This window comes from Pseudoalteromonas sp. Z1A6 (assembly GCF_011378745.1).
In the GTDB taxonomy this organism is placed as follows: Bacteria; Pseudomonadota; Gammaproteobacteria; order Enterobacterales; family Alteromonadaceae; genus Pseudoalteromonas; species Pseudoalteromonas arctica.
This window is the reverse complement of record NZ_WTKW01000650.1, coordinates 1-936: the sequence shown is the minus strand read 5'-3', so window position 1 is coordinate 936 and position 936 is coordinate 1. Positions and strand designations below refer to the sequence as shown.

The following is a 936-nucleotide window of genomic DNA, read 5'->3' as shown; positions in this document are numbered from 1 at the left end:
ATTTAATTCGTTAAATTGATCAAAGATTTATGCAGGTTGGTATAAGTTTACGAAACACAAAAAAGCAGCATTTAAGTAAACTTAAGTGCTGCCAAAGGGATGTTAAATAACGTTTGCTGTACTAATTGTGTTTAAAGCTAAATAACTGATAACCTTTAAGCTCTGGCACTTGCATTACTAATTGCTCTTCTTGTTTTGCGATATCAGCAAAGTTTTCACATAAAGAGTTAGCGCGTTCTTCAAGTGCGCTTGCATGTAGCTCTACTTTTTCTTCTATTTGAGCACCCATATTTTCCATGCGTTGCTCAAAGGCATCCATATCGCCGCCTGAACCAAGTAACTCAGAACCTAAAGCCACTAAAATGCTGCCCATTGATTGCATTACTGCTGATTCAACCGCTGTTTCTATTTGCTCTTCAAATTGTTGCTCAAAGTTTTCACCAAATTGATTAAAACTTTGTTGGCCCATTACAAATGTACCTTGCTGGTAAAATGTATTTTCTACCTCAATTTTAATGTCGTCCATAAGCTCAGACATATTATCAAGACCGTCAATATTAAATGCATTGCCTACTTCTTCTAATGCTACACCGGCAATTTTAACACCCTCTAACGCTATATTAGCTACTTCAGGTAATTGAGTGCGTAAGCTGTCAGAGTACTTATTCAGTGCTTCGCGTTGTGAGCTATTAAGCGCTACAAGCTCGCCATTTACGGTTAAGTCACCATGGGCATTAAATTGCATAGTTTTATTATTGGCAGTAAAAATTTCTAATTCGTTTGGTTTAATACGTACATCGTTTTTAAATTCGACGTTACATTCATCGTTACTAAATGAAATTGCAGAATCGTTGTCGTTATGAGCCATAGCGGCTGGCGTACAAATTAATGCGCTAACTAATAGTAATTTTTTCATGTTTGTTCTCTACTTTTTGT

At 36.2% G+C, this 936-nt stretch carries 1 protein-coding gene; it reads right to left on the bottom strand.

All coding sequences use genetic code 11. The features are described from left to right. Positions 1 to 121 precede the first annotated feature (121 nt). Entirely contained in the window at positions 122 to 916 is a 795-nt protein-coding gene (locus GQR46_RS20125; protein WP_165742295.1) for a YggN family protein, read from the bottom strand. Positions 917 to 936 lie beyond the last annotated feature (20 nt).

Bases quoted from the DNA above. Each gene is read 5' to 3' on its own strand.
- GQR46_RS20125 (WP_165742295.1), bottom strand. From the start codon at position 916: ATGAAAAAATTACTATTAGTTAGCGCATTAATTTGTACGCCAGCCGCT.